12 protein-coding genes and 1 pseudogene are annotated in these 16817 nt (G+C 64.4%); 10 read left to right on the forward strand and 3 right to left on the reverse strand.

From position 1 onward, the window contains the following. The first annotated feature begins 122 nt into the window (after positions 1–122). The 8 genes and pseudogenes from pimA (at position 123) to CVM73_RS39375 (ending at position 10051) form a co-directional block, all read left to right on the forward strand. Positions 123–1805, forward strand: a complete 1683-nt coding sequence (gene pimA, locus CVM73_RS28120) for a dicarboxylate--CoA ligase PimA (RefSeq protein ID WP_100235050.1) — start codon at positions 123–125, stop codon at positions 1803–1805. Then, entirely contained in the window at positions 1802–2989 is a 1188-nt protein-coding gene (locus tag CVM73_RS28125; RefSeq protein ID WP_100235051.1) for an acetyl-CoA C-acyltransferase, read from the forward strand. Before pimA ends, CVM73_RS28125 begins: the two co-directional genes overlap by 4 nt. A gap of 59 nt (positions 2990–3048) precedes the next feature. Further along, positions 3049–4239 (forward strand): pimeloyl-CoA dehydrogenase large subunit, encoded by a 1191-nt coding sequence (gene pimC, locus CVM73_RS28130; RefSeq protein WP_100235052.1) that lies wholly within the window; start codon positions 3049–3051, stop codon positions 4237–4239. A 183-nt stretch (positions 4240–4422) separates the two neighbouring features. Beyond that, positions 4423–5565, forward strand: a complete 1143-nt coding sequence (pimD, locus tag CVM73_RS28135; protein WP_100235053.1) for a pimeloyl-CoA dehydrogenase small subunit — start codon at positions 4423–4425, stop codon at positions 5563–5565. Between the two features lie 165 nt (positions 5566–5730). Continuing rightward, positions 5731–6504, forward strand: a complete 774-nt coding sequence (locus CVM73_RS28140) for an SDR family NAD(P)-dependent oxidoreductase (RefSeq protein WP_100235054.1) — start codon at positions 5731–5733, stop codon at positions 6502–6504. A 129-nt stretch (positions 6505–6633) separates the two neighbouring features. Beyond that, positions 6634–7041 (forward strand): annotated as a pseudogene (locus tag CVM73_RS28145) (endonuclease domain-containing protein). 269 nt (positions 7042–7310) lie between these two features. After that, positions 7311–8813: a glycerol kinase GlpK gene (gene glpK / locus CVM73_RS28155; protein ID WP_100235056.1), complete on the forward strand. Its 1503-nt coding sequence runs from the start codon at positions 7311–7313 to the stop codon at positions 8811–8813. Between the two features lie 95 nt (positions 8814–8908). Next, positions 8909–10051: a hypothetical protein gene (locus CVM73_RS39375; RefSeq protein ID WP_146006670.1), complete on the forward strand. Its 1143-nt coding sequence runs from the start codon at positions 8909–8911 to the stop codon at positions 10049–10051. Positions 10052–10056: 5 nt separating this feature from the next. Here CVM73_RS39375 and CVM73_RS28165 read toward each other — a convergent pair whose 3' ends face one another. Together CVM73_RS28165 and CVM73_RS28170 are read right to left on the reverse strand one after the other, a co-directional pair. Next, the gene (locus CVM73_RS28165; RefSeq protein WP_100235058.1) at positions 10057–10476 is read right to left on the reverse strand and encodes a DUF6636 domain-containing protein; all 420 of its coding nucleotides are present in this window, start codon (positions 10474–10476) and stop codon (positions 10057–10059) included. 12 nt (positions 10477–10488) lie between these two features. Beyond that, a complete protein-coding gene (locus tag CVM73_RS28170; RefSeq protein ID WP_100235059.1) occupies positions 10489–11472 on the reverse strand; it encodes a threonine/serine dehydratase in 984 nt (327 codons plus the stop codon). A 27-nt stretch (positions 11473–11499) separates the two neighbouring features. On the opposite strand from CVM73_RS28170, the gene CVM73_RS28175 reads away from it, so the two are divergent. Continuing rightward, complete coding sequence (locus CVM73_RS28175) at positions 11500–11802, forward strand: ArsR/SmtB family transcription factor (RefSeq protein ID WP_018318809.1); 303 nt, start codon at positions 11500–11502, stop codon at positions 11800–11802. Positions 11803–11942: 140 nt separating this feature from the next. Beyond that, positions 11943–12572, forward strand: a complete 630-nt coding sequence (locus CVM73_RS28180) for a glutathione S-transferase family protein (RefSeq protein ID WP_100235060.1) — start codon at positions 11943–11945, stop codon at positions 12570–12572. Positions 12573–12971: 399 nt separating this feature from the next. On the opposite strand, the gene metH is transcribed toward CVM73_RS28180, so the two are convergent. Further along, complete coding sequence (metH, locus tag CVM73_RS28185; RefSeq protein ID WP_100235061.1) at positions 12972–16817, reverse strand: methionine synthase; 3846 nt, start codon at positions 16815–16817, stop codon at positions 12972–12974.

Raw genomic sequence — 16817 nt, forward strand, 5'->3', positions numbered from 1 at the left:
GAGGGGGGTAGCCCCGGGGGAGGTCGGAGTTCGTGGCGCCCCCTTCCCCAACCCTTCCCCGCAAGGGGGAAGGGAGCCCGTCCGTCCGTGCCCGCCTTACGTTTGCAGAGTATCGATCGCCTATGACCCATCCCGGCGAACAGTTTTATCCCGAGGGCGTGCATTGGGACGACGCCATCGTCCAGGGCACGCTGCCTGACCTCTTGTCGAAAGCCGCCGCCGACTATGGCCCGCGCACCGCGCTGGAATTCCGCGAACGGCCGATCACCTACACCGAGCTCGCCGCCATGGCCGAGCGCGCCGCCGCGGCGTTCCTGCGCGCCGGCTGTGGCAGGAACTCTTCCGTCGCGCTGTTCCTCGGCAACACGCCGGATCACCCTGTCAATTTCTTCGGCGCGCTGAGGGCCGGCGCCCGCGTCGCGCATCTGTCGCCGCTCGACGGCGAGATCGCGCTGACGCACAAGGTCTCCGATTCCGGCTCGCGCCTGCTGGTCACCTCCAACCTTGCGGCGCTGCTGCCGACCGCGCTGAAATTTTTGGAGAAGGGCCTGATCGACAAGCTCGTCGTCTGCGAGGACGACAATTGGGGCAAGGTCGGCACCCCGCAGGCGGCCATCCCCGATGATCCCCGCATCGTCACCTTCAAGGGCTTCGTCGAAGGCGCCACCACGCCGGCACAGTGGCCGTCCGTGACTGCCGATGACGTCGCGCTGCTGCAATATACCGGCGGCACCACCGGCCTGCCCAAGGGAGCCATGCTGACCCACGGCAATCTCACCTCGGCGGTGTCGATCTACGACGTCTGGGGCAAGCCGGCGCGCGCCGCGCGCGGCGATGTCATCGAGCGCGTGATCTGCGTGCTGCCGTTGTTCCACATCTACGCGCTCACCGTCGTGCTCTTGTCCTCGCTCCGCCGCGGCAATCTGATCTCGCTGCACCAGCGCTTCGACGTCGAAGCCGTGATGCGCGACATCGAGGTCAAGCGCGCGACTTACTTCCCGGGCGTGCCGACGATGTGGATCGCGATCGCAGCGCTGCCTGACCTCGACAAGCGCGACTTCTCCTCGCTGGCGACGATCGGCTCCGGCGGCGCGCCGCTGCCGGTCGAGATCGCGAGCTTCTTCGAGCGCAAGGTCGGCAAGAAGCTGCGCAGCGGTTGGGGCATGACCGAAACCTGCTCACCCGGCACCGGCCATCCGCCCACCGGCCCCGACAAGCCCGGCTCGATCGGCCTGATGCTGCCCGGCATCGAGCTCGACGTCGTCGCGCTCGACGATCCCAAGCGCGTGCTGCCGCCGGGCGAGGTCGGCGAGATCCGCATCAAGGGTCCGAACGTCACCAGGGGATACTGGAACAAGCCCGAGGGATCGACCGAGGCCTTCGTCGACGGCCGCTTCCTCACCGGCGACATCGGCTATGTCGACACCGACGGCTATTTCTTCCTGGTCGACCGCAAGAAGGACATGATCATTTCCGGAGGCTTCAACGTCTATCCGCAGATGATCGAGCAGGGGATCTACACCATTCAAGGCGTGCACGAGGTGATCGTGCTCGGCATCCCCGACCAGTACCGGGGCGAAGCCGCAAAGGCCTTCATCAAGCTCAAGCCCGGCGCAAAGCCGTTCACGCTCGACGAGCTGCGCGCGCAGCTTGCCGGCAAGCTCGGCAAGCATGAATTGCCGGCCGCGGTCGAGTTCGTCGCCGACCTGCCGCGCACGCCGGTCGGAAAATTGTCGCGCCACGAATTGCGCCAGCAGCAGAAACCATCACAATCCACCAAAACCGCATCAGGAGGTCGCTCGTGACCGACGCCGTCATCGTTTCCACCGCCCGCACCCCGATCGGCAAGGCCTATCGCGGCGCGCTCAATGCCACCGAGGGCGCAACGCTGCTCGGCCATGCCATCGGCGAGGCTGTCGCGCGCGCAAAAGTCGATCCGAAGGAGATCGAGGATGTCGTGATGGGCGCGGCCCTGCAGCAGGGCGCGACCGGCGGCAACATCGCGCGCAAGGCGCTGCTCCGCGCCGGCCTGCCCGTCACCGTCGCCGGCACCACCATCGACCGGCAGTGCGCCTCGGGCCTGCAGGCGATCGCGCTCGCCGCGCGCTCGGTGATCTTCGACGGCGTCGAGATCGCGGTCGGCGGCGGCGGCGAGTCGATCTCGCTGGTGCAGAACGACAAGATGAACGGCTTCCATGCGCAGGATCCGGCGCTGCTCAAGATCAAGGGCGAGGTCTACATGCCCATGATCGACACCGCCGAAGTCGTCGCCAAGCGCTACGGCATCTCGCGCGAGAAGCAGGATGAGTATTCTCTCGAGAGCCAGCGCCGCACGGCTGCGGCCCAGCAGGCCGGCAAGTTCAAGGAGGAGATTGCGCCGATCACGACGCAGATGGCGGTGACCGACAAGGCGACCGGTGCCGTCTCGATGAAGGAGGTCACGCTGTCGCAGGACGAGGGCCCGCGTCCCGAGACCACCGCCGAAGGCCTCGCCGGCCTCAAGCCGGTGCGCGGCGAGGGGTTCACCGTCACCGCCGGCAATGCCAGCCAGCTCTCCGACGGCGCCAGTGCCACCGTGATCATGAGCGACAAGGAAGCCGCCAAGCGCGGCCTTGCGCCGCTCGGCATCTTCCGCGGCTTCGTCTCCGCCGGCTGCGAGCCGGACGAGATGGGCATCGGTCCGGTCTTCGCGGTGCCGCGCCTGCTCAAGCGCCACGGCCTCACCGTCGATGACATCGGCCTCTGGGAGCTGAACGAAGCCTTCGCGGTGCAGGTGCTGTATTGCCGCGACAAGCTCGGCATCGACCCCGACAAGATCAACGTCGACGGCGGCGCGATCGCGGTCGGCCATCCCTACGGCATGTCCGGCGCGCGCCTCACCGGCCACGCTTTGATCGAAGGCCGCCGCCGCAAGGCCAAGTATGCGGTCGTCACCATGTGCGTCGGCGGCGGCATGGGCGCGGCCGGCTTGTTCGAGGTGTTGCAGTAGTAATTGCTGTCGTCCCGGCGAACGCCGGGACGACGAAGGGAAGCTCACAGGAGGATCCGATGGATCTCGCATTCACGAAAGAAGAGCAGGCGTTTCGCGAGGAAGTGCGGTCGTTCTTCCGCGACAACGTGCCGCCGGACACGCGGCGCAAGCTGGTCGAGGGCCGCCACCTCACCAAGGACGAGATGGTGACGTGGTGGCGCATCCTCAACAGGAAGGGCTGGGGCGTCAGCCACTGGCCGACGCAATATGGCGGCACCGGCTGGACCAGCGTGCAGCACTACATCTTCAACGAGGAGCTGCAGTCCTATCCGGCGCCGCAGCCGCTCGCCTTCGGCGTCAGCATGGTCGGCCCGGTCATCTACACCTTCGGCAATGAGGAGCAGAAGAAGAAGTACCTGCCGCGCATCGCCAATGTCGACGATTGGTGGTGCCAGGGTTTTTCGGAGCCCGGCTCCGGCTCCGACCTTGCTTCGCTGAAGACGAAGGCCGAGCGCAAGGGCGACAAGTGGATCATCAACGGCCAGAAGACCTGGACGACGCTCGCCCAGCACGCCGACATGATCTTCTGCCTCTGCCGCACCGACAACAACGCCAAGAAGCAGATGGGCATCTCCTTCATCGTGTTCTCGATGAAGTCGAAGGGCGTGACCGTGCGCCCGATCCAGACCATCGACGGCGGCCATGAGGTCAACGAGGTCTTCTTCGACGACGTCGAGGTTCCCTACGAGAACCTGATCGGTGAGGAGAACAAGGGCTGGGATTACGCAAAGTTCCTGCTCGGCAATGAGCGCACCGGCATCGCCCGCGTCGGCGTCTCCAAGGAGCGGCTCCGCCGCATCAGGGATCTCGCCTCCAAGGTCGAATCCGCAGGCAAGCCGATCATCCAGGATGCCGCGTTCCGCGAGAAGCTGGCGGCCTGCGAGATCGAGCTGAAGGCGCTCGAGCTGACCCAGCTGCGCGTCGTTGCCGATGAGGGCAAGCACGGCAAGGGCAAGCCCAATCCGGCGTCCTCGGTGCTGAAGATCAAGGGCTCCGAGATCCAGCAGACCACCACCGAGCTCTTGATGGAAGTGATCGGTCCGTTCGCCGCGCCTTACGACGTGCACGGCGACGACGGCTCGAACGAAGCCATGGACTGGACCGCGCAGATCGCGCCGAGCTACTTCAACAACCGCAAGGTCTCGATCTACGGCGGCTCCAACGAGATCCAGCGCAACATCATCGCCAAGGCGGTGCTGGGGCTTTGACGTGATCCTCTTCGCGGAGGCGGGGAGGGCAATATTTCCACCGTCATTCCGGGGCGCGACGAAGTCGCGAGCCCGGAATCCATCGGGCCGCATACGCTGAGGCGAAATGGATTCCGGGCCTGGCCCTTCGGGCCATCCCGGAATGACGAAGCCAAATAAGTCCGGGTACGAGGAACCAAAGAAATGGATTTTGACCTGAACGAGGAGCAGCGGCTTCTCAAGGAAAGCATCGATGGCCTGCTGACCGATTCCTACGATTTCGAGAGCCGCAAGAAGTACATGAAGGAGAAGGGCGGTTGGAGCAAAACGGTCTGGCTCAAGCTCGCCGAGCAGGGCCTGCTCGGCCTGCCCTTCAGCGAGGCCGACGGCGGCTTCGGCGGCGGCGGCGTCGAGACCATGATCGTGATGGAGGCGCTCGGCAAGGCGCTGGTGCTGGAGCCCTATCTGGCAACGATCGTGATCGGCGGCGGCTTCCTGCGCCATGCCGGCACCGATGCGCAGAAGGCTGCGCACGTGCCCGGGATCATCGATGGCAGCAAGACGCTTGCCTTCGCCCAGCTCGAGAAGAGCTCGCGCTACGATCTGTTCGACGTCACCACGACCGCGAAGAAGAAGGGTGACGGCTGGATCATCGACGGCGAGAAGTTCGTCGTGCTCAACGGCGAGAATGCCGACACGCTCGTCGTCACTGCCCGCACCAAGGGCGATCGCCGCGACCGAAGCGGCATCGGCGTCTTCCTGGTCCCCGCGAATGCCAAGGGCGTCGCGAAGAAGTCCTATCCGACCCAGGACGGCCTGCACGCCGCCGACATCACTCTCACCGGCGTCGAGGTCGGCCCGGACGCCGTGCTCGGCAACCCCGAGGATTCGCTCGCGCTGATCGAGCGCGTGGTGGATGAAGCCCGCGTTGCGCTTTGCGCCGAGGCGGTGGGCCTGATGGACGAATCGCTGAAGACCACGGTCGAGTACATCAAGACCCGAAAACAGGTCGGCGTCGCGATCGGCTCGTTCCAGTCGCTGCAGCACCGCGCCTCCGACATGTTCGTCGCGGCCGAGCAGGCGCGCTCGATGTCGATGTTCGCGACCATGGCAAGCGACTTCGAGGACGCCAAGGAGCGCAGCAATGCGATCGCCGCGGCCAAGGTGCAGATCGGCAAGTCGCTGAAGTTCGTCGGCCAGCAGTCGATCCAGCTCCACGGCGGCATCGGCATGACCATGGAGGCGAAGATCGGCCACTATTTCAAGCGCCTCACCATGATCGAGAACAGCTTCGGCGACACCGACTACCACCAGCGCCGTGTCGCCGACGCGGGCGGGTTGATCTGAGTTGATCTAACCACACGAAGACTGTCGTCCCCCCGCGAAGGCGGGGGACCCAGTACGCCGCGGCCTCTCGGTTCCAGCCGCGCCGCCTCTGGAATACTGGGCGAATTCAACCGGTCAAGCCGGGCGATGACACCGAACAAGTGGACGCAGGGAAACCCAACAACAATGAAAAACACCCCGTTCGATCTCACCGGCAAGGTCGCCGTGGTCACCGGCTCCAGCCGCGGCATCGGCCGCTCTTCGGCCGAGCTGCTCGCAAAGCTCGGCGCGAAGGTGGTGGTTTCATCGCGCAAAGCCGACGCCTGCAAGGACGTCGCCGACGGCATCAATGCGGCTGGCGGCGATGCCATCGTGATCCCCTGCAACATCGCCCGCAAGAACGAGGTCGAGGCGCTGATCGCGGGTGCGACCAAGCACTACGGCAAGATCGACATCCTCGTCTGCAACGCCGCCGTCAATCCCTATTACGGCCCGCTGCTCGACATCACCGATGAAGCCTTCGACAAGATCATGGGGAGCAACGTCAAGAGCAACATCTGGCTCTCCGCGCTCGCGATCCCGCAAATGGCGGAGCGCGGAGGCGGCTCCGTGATCATCATCTCCTCGATCGGGGGCCTGCGCGGCTCCACCGTGATCGGCGCCTACGGCATTTCCAAGGCCGCCGATTTCGCGCTGTGCCGCTCGCTCGCCGGCGAATGGGGCCCCAAAGGCGTCCGCGTCAATTGCATTGCGCCCGGCCTCGTCAAGACCGACTTCGCCCGCGCCCTCTGGGAAGACGAAGCCAACCTGAAGCGCCGCACCGCCACCACGCCGCTGCGCCGCATCGGCGAACCCGACGAGATCGCCGGCGCCGTCGCCTACCTCGCCTCCGATGCCTCGAGCTTCATGACGGGCCAGACCATCGTCATCGACGGCGGCGTGACGACGGCGGCGGTGTAGCCGCTCACCACTTACAATTGCATCGAGGTGACGCTTCGCTTACCCTCCCCTGGAGGGGTTCGGGACGAGCGTAGCTCGCCCGTGGGTCGCTCGCGCGTAGCGCGAGCGGAGTGGGGTGAAGCCGCACAAATGGTCTCAACATCGATCCGACGCGCCGCCGCGAAGAAGCTGAGGGCGAATACCACGCCGCACGAGCGAATTCTGTGGCGCGCCCTCAAAGAGCTCCCGATCGAAGGCTCGCACTTCCGCCGCCAGGCGCCAATCGGTCGTTACGTCGTCGACTTTTTCTGTCCAGCTAAACGTCTCATCATCGAACTCGATGGCGGGCATCACAATGAAGACGACACCGCCACGCGGGACCTCGAACGACAGTGCTAGCTCGAGAACGAAGGCTATCGCGTCATCCGCTTCTGGAATTCGGAGATCACGAGCGATCTGACAGCGGTGATGGAGCGCATCTATGTGGAGCTCTATGGCTCGCGCGAGGTGGAAGCCTTGCGGCTCGAGCACTGGCGCAAGCGGAGAACGTCAACCTGAGCTGGGCTGTGCTCTTTCTTACCCTCCCCTGGAGGGGGAGGGTCGATCGCGCGTAGCGCGAGCGGGGTGGGGTGATCTCTCCACACGGGCACTATTCGAGGTGGAGAGACCTTCACCCCACCCCGTCTCACATTTCGCTGCGCTCCATGTGAGCCGACCCTCCCCCTCCAGGGGAGGGTAAGCGAGACCAATCTTGACCTTGCCGCCCTAATCCGCTCCCTTTGGCGCGACATAACGACCCCATCAGGGATAACGCCAAGGTAGCCGCCATGTCTTTCGTCCTCGCCATCGACCAGGGCACCACTTCTTCGCGCGCGATCGTGTTTCGCGGCGACATTTCCATCGCGGCGAAGGCGCAGGCCGAGTTTCCGCAGCACTTTCCAGCCTCGGGCTGGGTCGAGCACGAGCCGGAGGACATCTGGACCTCGACCGTGATGGTCTGCCGCGAGGCGATCGAGCATGCCGGCATCAGCGCCAAGGACATCGCCGCGATCGGCATCACCAACCAGCGCGAGACCACGGTGGTGTGGGACCGTGCCACCGGCCAGGCCGTGCACCGCGCCATCGTCTGGCAGGACCGCCGCACCGCCGATATCTGCGCCAAGCTGAAGGCCGACGGCCGCGAGCCCGTGATCTCGCAGAAGACCGGCCTGATCATCGATCCCTATTTCTCCGGAACGAAAGTCGCCTGGATCCTTGACCACGTTCCCGGCGCCCGCGCGCGTGCCGCGCGCGGCGAATTGATGTTCGGCACCGTCGATTGCTATCTGCTCTGGCGCCTCACCGGCGGCAAGGTCCACGCCACCGACGCCACCAACGCCTCGCGCACGCTGCTGTTCAACATCCACACCGGGGAGTGGGACGACGAGCTCTTGGAGATCATCGGCGTGCCGCGCTCGATGCTGCCCGAGGTGAAGGACTCCTCCGCCCGTTTCGGCGAGAGCACGCCGGACCTGTTCGGCGGTGCCATCGCTATCTCAGGCATCGCCGGCGACCAGCAGGCCGCCACCATCGGCCAGGCCTGCTTCCGTCCGGGCATGATGAAGTCCACCTACGGCACCGGCTGCTTTGCCTTGCTCAACACCGGCACGACGCCCGTGGTTTCCAAGAACAAGCTGCTCACCACCGTCGCCTATCAACTCGGGGGAAAACGCACCTACGCGCTCGAAGGCTCGATCTTCGTCGCCGGCTCGGCGGTGCAATGGCTGCGCGACGGTCTCGGCATCATCAAGCACGCCGCCGAGACCGGCCCACTCGCCGATCAATCCGACTCGATGCAGAGCGTCTATCTGGTCCCCGCCTTCGTCGGCATGGGCGCGCCCTACTGGAATCCGCGCGTGCGCGGCGCGCTGTTCGGCCTCACCCGCAACACCGGCCCCGCCGAGCTCGCCCACGCCGCGCTGGAAAGCGTCTGCTACCAGACCTTCGACCTCTGGGCCGCGATGCGCGCGGACTGGCCGAGCTCGGAAACAGCCAGCGTCGTGCTCCGCGTCGACGGCGGCATGACCGCGTCGGACTGGACCATGCAGCGCCTCGCCGATCTCTTGGATGCACCGGTCGACCGTCCAGTGATCCAGGAGACCACAGCGCTGGGCGCCGCCTATCTCGCCGGCCTCAACGCCGGCGTTTATCCCGAGCCGACCAAGTTCGCCGACAACTGGCGATTGGAGCACCGCTTCAAGCCGAACATGAGCGAAGCAACGCGCGAGCGAAAGCTCGCCGGGTGGGCGAGGGCGGTGAAGGGCGTGCTGGCGAGCGATGAGGGGGAGTGATGTACAGCACGAGGCTATATCGAAAGAAGCTCGGTCATTCGTTGATTCGTCAACTGGTCCATGATGGGGAAGCGTAAATTTGCTTGGAGGGATCAGTGAAATCCAAAAAGCCGGCCGATCGCATCGATCCCGAAAAATTCGTACCCTTCAGGCGATATCAGGAAAACCGTGAAGCTCTAACCAAGCATATTCGAGCTACCGATATCGCCTACGCGCTTACTGTGTGTACTCTTAGCGATCTTCGATTCAAGGCATCCGAGCCCGCTAGGCTCGAGCGAGCCGAGACATTTTCGAAAGCTGATTTTGGAGTGCGGAAGATCAAGCGTGAATATGGATGGGTCACTCTCAAGGAATATTCCGAACTTGAGGGCTTGCCGCTTGGTGATGTTGAGCGGCGCCTCGAAAGAGGCGAGTTGGGTCGGGTCGAGAAGCATCCGAAGTCTGGGTCGGCCGTCGTTATTTGGCCGTCTAGTAAGTCGGGATCGGTTGAAGCTCAAAACCTAACGGTAGGAATGAGCAATTGGGCGGTGGAGGTTCGTGAACCCAAAGCAATTGTTGGCATTGAATTCGAGGCCGACGATGAAGCTTCATTAGATCAAGCGCATGCTACGCTGGTTCATTTGGGTCGTGATCTTGGGGAACCAGACTTAGTATATCGGGAAGTAAGTGATCTCTTCTATCGCGGTTGTTTTCTAAATCTTTGGTCGAGCTTCGAGATATTCGTCAAGGATTGCTTTGGCGAACTATTGCGAAGCTTCCCAGCTGCCCTCGCGGCTCTGCCGGACTGGAGGAAACTCTCAATTTCTTATGCAGATCTCGTAGTTCAGACTGGCGGACTACAGGACATCTCGTCTCTTCGGGAGTTACTCATCAACACTGAGATTGCGAAAGCGGAGTCAGGTGGGCGCAGTGTGGCGGGTCTTATCAACCTTCTTAAGTCAGTCTTTGTCTGGCCTGAAGATCTTTATCGAAGATCCTATCGAGACAAGGGGAATACCGCCACGTCTAGATTCAGAGATCTAGAAGAAATAAGAGAGGTCCGGAATTTTCTGGCACATCAAGGTGGGAAGGATACAGAAGTGCTCAAAGCGTCAAAGAAGTTGAAATATCTCGATGGGCATCCATTCGTCGACAAAGAATACTTGCACTGGGCTGAAGTTGTGCTGAGTGCAGTTGCACATGGCATCTCCGAAGACGTCGTGGCAGGGCGTATCTCGGTCTCAAAGGGTGGTTCTTAGCTGCCTCAAAACACGTCCTGCTTCCCCCGCGCCAGCGAAAACCCCCGCTGCACGGCATTGAAGCACGTCAGCCCCACTTGCTCAGACCGGCACGTGAACCCCGCGCGTTGCCACACTTCACCATAGGCCAGCACCGGCAGTGACGCGTCCATCACGGTGTCGCCGGCGCAGATGCGCCCCGCAGTTCCCTTGGCGCTCATCTCGAAGGCGTGGCCGTAATCGAGCTCGCAATCGGCGGGGCGGCGCGGGCGAGTCTCCATGTTCATGATGTCGCAGCGGAGCAGGCCCTGACCGTTGTCAGTGAAGAACTGGCAGGCGATGTTCTTCGACGGGGTCAGAAAGCCGATCGGGCGGTCCTGAGCGTGTGCGGCGCCGGTCACCGGCAGCAGGATCGCCATCAGGATCAATGCGCGCGGCCCGATCATGTCACCCTCAAACTAGCTGTCGAAAGTCACCGCCGTGGTGTTGGCGCCGCAGACCAGAACCGCAATCCTTTCGCCGGGCGAGGGACGATAGCGGCCGGAGAGCAGCGCGGCAAAGGCGGCCGCGCCGCCGGGCTCGGCGACCAAGCGCAGGCTTGACCACAAGGCGGCTTGCGCTTGACGGATCGCCTCATCGCTGACCAGGACGACCCGCTCGACATGGGCCCGTGCGATCGGAAACATCAATTCACCGACGCGCTTTGGCGCGAGGCTGTCCGCGGCAAGGCCGCCAGCCGGTGCATCAACCGGGGCGCCTGCCGCGAGCGCGGCGTGCAGCGTCGGCGATTGCTCCGGCTCGACCGCTACGATTCGGGTTCGGCCTGAGAACCAGGCTGCGATCCCGCCGATCAGCCCGCCGCCGCCGACCGCCACCAGCAGCGTGTCGATGCCGGGAGCATCCTGCTCCAGCTCCAGTCCGACGCTGCCCTGGCCGAGCAGGGTTTCGGCCTGGTCGTAGGCATGGACGGCAAGCGCGCCGGTCTGCGCGACATGGGCTTCGCTCGCGGCGAGCGCATCGGCGTAGCGGCTGCCCGCAATCACGAGCTTCGCGCCATAACCCCTGATGCGCTCGGCCTTGGCCGGCGAGGTGATGTCAGGCACGAAGATCGTCGCGGGAATGCCGAGCCGCTGCGCCGCATAGGCCACCGCCGCGCCGTGATTGCCGCCGGAAGCGGCGACGACGCCGGCCTGCGGCACCTGCCGCAGCAAGAGATTGGCGAAAGCGCCCCGCGCCTTGAACGATCCGGAATGCTGCAGCATCTCGAGCTTGAACGTGACCGGCAGGGCCGGCAGGCCGAAATCGACGAGATCGGCCTGAACCAGCGGCGTGCGCCTGATATGCGGACGGATGACCGCCTCGGTCGCCGCAATCCGCTCCCGCGTGATGTCCATTGTCGCTGTCATGATACCGTCCCTGATAGCGCATCGGAGCGTTGACATCAATTAGGAAATTAGCAAAATGGCTAAATGAAATTTGCCGTCGCCCTGCGTGCGCTCGCCAACGAGCGTCGCCTGCAGATCCTGGAGTGGCTGCGGGACCCGCGGAAGCATTTTCGCGAGCAGGCCGACGGCGACCTGGTCGAGGACGGCGTCTGCGGATTGCTGATCGCCGAGAAGCTCGGCGTCAGCGCGCCGACGGTGAGCGAGCACATGCGGGTGCTGACGGCGGCCAAGCTGGTGCGCGCCAAGCGCATCAAGCAGTGGACGATGTACAAGCGCAACGAGACCGCGATCGCCGCCATCAAGCGCTCGATCCAGGACGGTCTTTGAGCGCGCGGCGCGTCAGGCTGTCGGACGTCGTTGCAGCCGGCGCAATGCTCCATTTCCAAGATCTTCCTTGCGCTGCGCCGCTCGTTCCGTGGAGACTGGACGGCCCTGCGATTTCCCACCCCTTGAGAAGAGCGAAAACCATGTTCCTGATCGGCCAATATGATTCCCCCTTCGTCCGCCGTGTCGCGATTGCGCTGCGGCTTTACGGGCTCGCCTTCGAGCACAGGCCGTGGTCGACCTTCGGCGATGCCGACAAGATTGCGCCGTACAATCCGCTGCGGCGCGTGCCGACGCTGGTGCTCGACGACGGCGAGGCGCTGATCGAGAGCATGATCATCCTCGACTATCTCGACGAGCTCGTCGGCGAGGGGAAGGCGATGCTGCCGCGCAACGGCACCGAGCGGCGCAGGCATTTGCGCATCTGTGCGCTCGCTTCCGGTCTCGGCGACAAGGCGGTGAGCCTGCTCTACGAGCGCGTGCTGCGGAAGGAGCAGCTCGCGCTGTGGGTCGAGCGTTGCCAGGCTCAGATCGGCGACGTGCTCAAGGTGCTCGAGGCCGAGCGGGCCAAGGTGACGACGCCGTACTGGCTGGGGATGCGCATCGGCCATGCCGACATCGCGGTGGCCTGCGTCGTCCGCTTCACCCGCGAGGCGCACCCACAGCTGTTCGATGCGTCACGCTATCCGGCCTTGTCAGGGCATGCCGAGCGCTGCGAGGGGCTCGCCCCGTTCAAGGAAATCGTGCAGCCGCTCGCGCCGCCGAAGGGGTGAGATCTCTTACCCTCCCCTGGAGGGGGAGGGTCGATCGCGCGCAGCGCGAGCGGGGCGGGGTGACAGACCATCCGCGATCTCGCTGCTTCTGTTCGCGGTCTGGAGGCTCTCAGCGGGGTCTCGTTCGTGGCTTCACCCCACCTCGGTCCGCATTCCGCTGCGCTGCATGCGAACCGATCCTCCCCCTCCAGGGGAGGATGGGCATCGTGCGTGTCGGAAGAGCGAATGGACACATCCGCCGGCGTTACGTCACTGGGCGCAGCAGCCGATGATGAAACAATACCCCTGTTTTGCCCGACGCCGCAACTCGTTTCGGCAAGACCGAAATTGTCCCGCCTTTTCAACCCCATCGCTACTGTGCATGGGGTTGTTTTCTCACTTTTTGTTTTGCAGGCGCGCCTATCCCGCCCCCGCGCGCTTCTTCTGCCAGACGAGGTGCACTGCGCAGGTGCAGCCCGGCGGATGCGAGGCGAGGTCTTTCGGCATCTCGTCGTTCGCGGGCGTCGCCGCGAAGGCCTTGTCCCGTTGCGACGGGATGTAGTTGAGCACCGGCGCAAGCCAGCGCTCGGCTTCCGCCACTGTCATGCCCTTGCGTGCCGCGTAGTCCTCGACCTGGTCGCGCTCGATCTTGCCGACGCCGAAATAATAGCTCGCAGGGTTCGCGAAATAGAGCCCTGAGACGGACGAGCCCGGCCACATCGCAAAGTTCTCGGTCAGCTTCACGCCGGCGGTCGCTTCGGCATCGAGCAGCGCGAACAACGTTGCCTTCTCGGTGTGGTCGGGCTGCGCGGGATAGCCGGGCGCGGGGCGGATGCCCTGATACTTTTCGAGGATCAGCTCCTCGTTGGTGAGTGCCTCGCTAGGTGCATAGGCCCAGAACTCGCGGCGCACGCGGGCATGCATGCGCTCGGCAAAGGCCTCGGCGAGGCGGTCGGCCAGCGCCTTGCACAGGATCGAGGAGTAATCGTCATTCGCGCTTCTGAAGCGGTCAGCGACCGCATCCTCGCCGATGCCGGCGGTGACGACGAAGCCGCCGACATAGTCGGGGACGCCGGCGGGTGCGATGAAGTCGGACAGTGCCGCGTTGAAGCGGCCTTGGCGCTTTTCCAGCTGCTGGCGCAGCGTGTGCAGCGTCGCGATGCTCTTGGTCCGGCTTTCGTCGGCATAGAGCACGATGTCGTCGCCTTGCGCGTTCGCCGGCCAGAAGCCGATCGTCGCGCGGGCCCGGAACCATTTCTCCTTGACGATGGTGTCGAGCATCTTGCGCGCATCGTCATAGAGCGAGCGCGCGACCTCGCCGACCTTGGCGTCGTCGAGAATGGCCGGGAAGCGCCCCGCGAGCTCCCAGGTCTGGAAGAACGGCGTCCAGTCGATATAAGGCACGAGCTCGGCGAGGTCGTATGCGTCAAAGCTGCGGGTGCCGAGGAAGGTCGGCTTCACCGGCCGGTTGGCAGCAAAGTCGATCGGTACGCGGTTGGCGCGTGCATCAGCGAGCTTCAGCCGCTTCTTGTCGGCCTGCGCGCGCAGATGCGCCTCCGAGATTTTTGCGTACTCGGCCCGCACTTCGGCGGCATAGGCCTCGCGCTTCTCGGGCGAGAGCAGCGCGGACGCGACGCCGACGGCGCGGCTGGCGTCGTTGACGTGGACCACGGGGCCGGCGCGATAGCTCGGGTCGATCTTGACAGCCGTGTGTACGCGGCTGGTCGTGGCGCCGCCGATCAAGAGCGGCAACTTCAAGCCTTCGCGCTGCAATTCGCCGGCGAAGAATGCCATCTCGTCGAGCGAGGGCGTGATCAGGCCGGAGAGGCCGACGATGTCGGCCTTCTCCGCTTTCACCGTCTCGACGATCTTGGCGGCGGGAACCATCACGCCGAGATCGATGACCTCGAAATTGTTGCACTGGAGCACGATGCCGACGATGTTCTTGCCGATATCGTGGACGTCGCCCTTCACCGTCGCGAGCACGATCTTGCCGGCGGAGGAGGAGCCCTCGGTGCCGATGCCGCTGGCGAGGTTGCGCGCCTTCTCCTCCTCCATGAACGGCATGAGGTAAGCAACGGCCTGCTTCATCACGCGCGCGGACTTCACCACTTGCGGCAGGAACATTTTTCCGTCGCCGAAGAGGTCGCCGACCACGTTCATGCCCGCCATCAGCGGGCCCTCGATCACGTCGAGCGGACGCGATGAATTCTTGCGAGCCTCCTCGGTGTCCTGCTCGATGAATTCGGTGATGCCATGCACCAGCGAATGCGACAGCCGCTTCTCCACCGGCCATTCGCGCCAGGCCAGATCAGCTTCCTTGCTTTCGGTCTTCTTGCCGCGGAATTTCTCGGCGAGCGCCAGCAGCCGTTCGGACGCGCCCGCGTCACGGTTGAGCACGACGTCCTCGCAGGTCTGCCGCAGCTCGGGATCGATGTCGTCATAGACGATCATCTGCCCGGCATTGACAATGCCCATATCCATGCCGGCCTTGATGGCGTGATACAGGAACACCGAGTGCATGGCCTCGCGCACCGGCTCATTGCCGCGGAACGAAAACGACAAATTGGAGACGCCGCCGGAGATGTGCGCGCCGGGCAGGTTCTGGCGGATCCAGCGCGTCGCCTCGATGAAGTCGACGCCGTAATTGTTGTGCTCCTCGATGCCGGTCGCGATCGCGAAGATATTCGGATCGAAGATGATGTCCTCCGGCGGGAAGCCGACCTTGTTCACCAGGATGTCGTAGGCGCGCTTGCAGATCTCGGTCTTGCGCGCGAACGTGTCGGCCTGGCCGACCTCGTCGAACGCCATCACCACCACGGCCGCGCCGTGGCGGCGAGCGATCTTGGCCTCGTGAATGAACTTCTCCTCGCCTTCCTTCATCGAGATCGAGTTGACGACCGGCTTGCCCTGCACGCATTTCAGGCCGGCCTCGATCACCGAGAATTTCGAGGAATCGACCATCACGGGGACGCGGGCGATGTCGGGCTCGGCGGCGACGAGGTTGAGGAAGGTCACCATCGCCGCTTCGGAATCGAGCAGGCCCTCGTCCATGTTGACGTCGATAACTACCGCGCCGTTCTCGACCTGGTCGCGTGCGACCTGCAGCGCGGCGGTGTAATCACCGGCGGTGATCAGCTTGCGGAAGCGGGCCGAACCCGTGACGTTGGTGCGCTCGCCGACATTGACGAAGGGGATCGCGTCCGTCAGCACGAACGGCTCGAGACCGGAGAGTTTTAGGTGCGGCTCGATCTCCGGCACGATACGTGGCTTGTGCGGGGCGACCGCGGCAGCGATCGCCGCGATATGGTCCGGCGTGGTGCCGCAGCAGCCGCCGACGATGTTGACGAGGCCGTCGCGGGCGAACTCGCCGATCAGGCGCGCCATGTACTCGGGCGTCTCGTCATACTGGCCGAACTCGTTGGGCAGGCCGGCATTGGGGTAGGCGCAGACCAGCGTGTCCGCGACGCGGCCGATATCGGCGATGTGTGCGCGCAGATCTTCGGCGCCGAGCGCGCAGTTGAAGCCGATGGTAACAGGCTTGGCGTGCCGCACCGAATTCCAGAACGCTTCCGGCATCTGGCCCGACAGCAGGCGGCCGGATTTGTCGGTGATGGTGCCCGACACCATCACCGGCATGTCGATGCCGCGCTCTTCGGTGATCTCGGCGATCGCATAGAGCGCCGCCTTGGCGTTGAGCGTGTCGAAGATGGTCTCGACCAGCAGAAGATCGACACCGCCGTCGATCAGGCCGCGGATCTGCTCGCCATAGGATTTGCGCAAATCGTCGAAGGTGACGGCGCGGTAGCCGGGATTGGAAACGTCGGGCGAGATCGACGCGGTGCGGTTGGTGGGACCGATGGCACCGGCAACGAAGCGCGGCTTGCCGTCCTCGGCCGCGACGCGCCGGGCGGCATTGCCGGCGAGGCGGGCGCCCTCGCACGCCATCTCATAGACGATGTCGGTGAGGTCGTAATCGGCCTGCGCGATCGAGGTCGTGGAGAAGGTGTTGGTTGCGACGATGTCGGCGCCGGCGCGCAAATAGGCGGCGTGGATGTCCTCGATCGCCTGCGGCTGGGTCAGGATCAACAGGTCGTTGTTGCCGCGCAGGTCGCGATGAAAGTTCTTGAAGCGCTCGCCGCGGAAGGCTTTCTCGTCGAGCTGGAGATTCTGGATCATCGTGCCCATGGCGCCGTCGAGCACGAGAATGCGCTCGCGCGCGGCATTCAGCAGGGCAGTTCGCTTGGGAGAAACGGGAGCGGTCAT

Origin of the sequence: Bradyrhizobium forestalis, from assembly GCF_002795245.1 — a bacterium.
Lineage (GTDB): Bacteria > Pseudomonadota > Alphaproteobacteria > Rhizobiales > Xanthobacteraceae > Bradyrhizobium > Bradyrhizobium forestalis.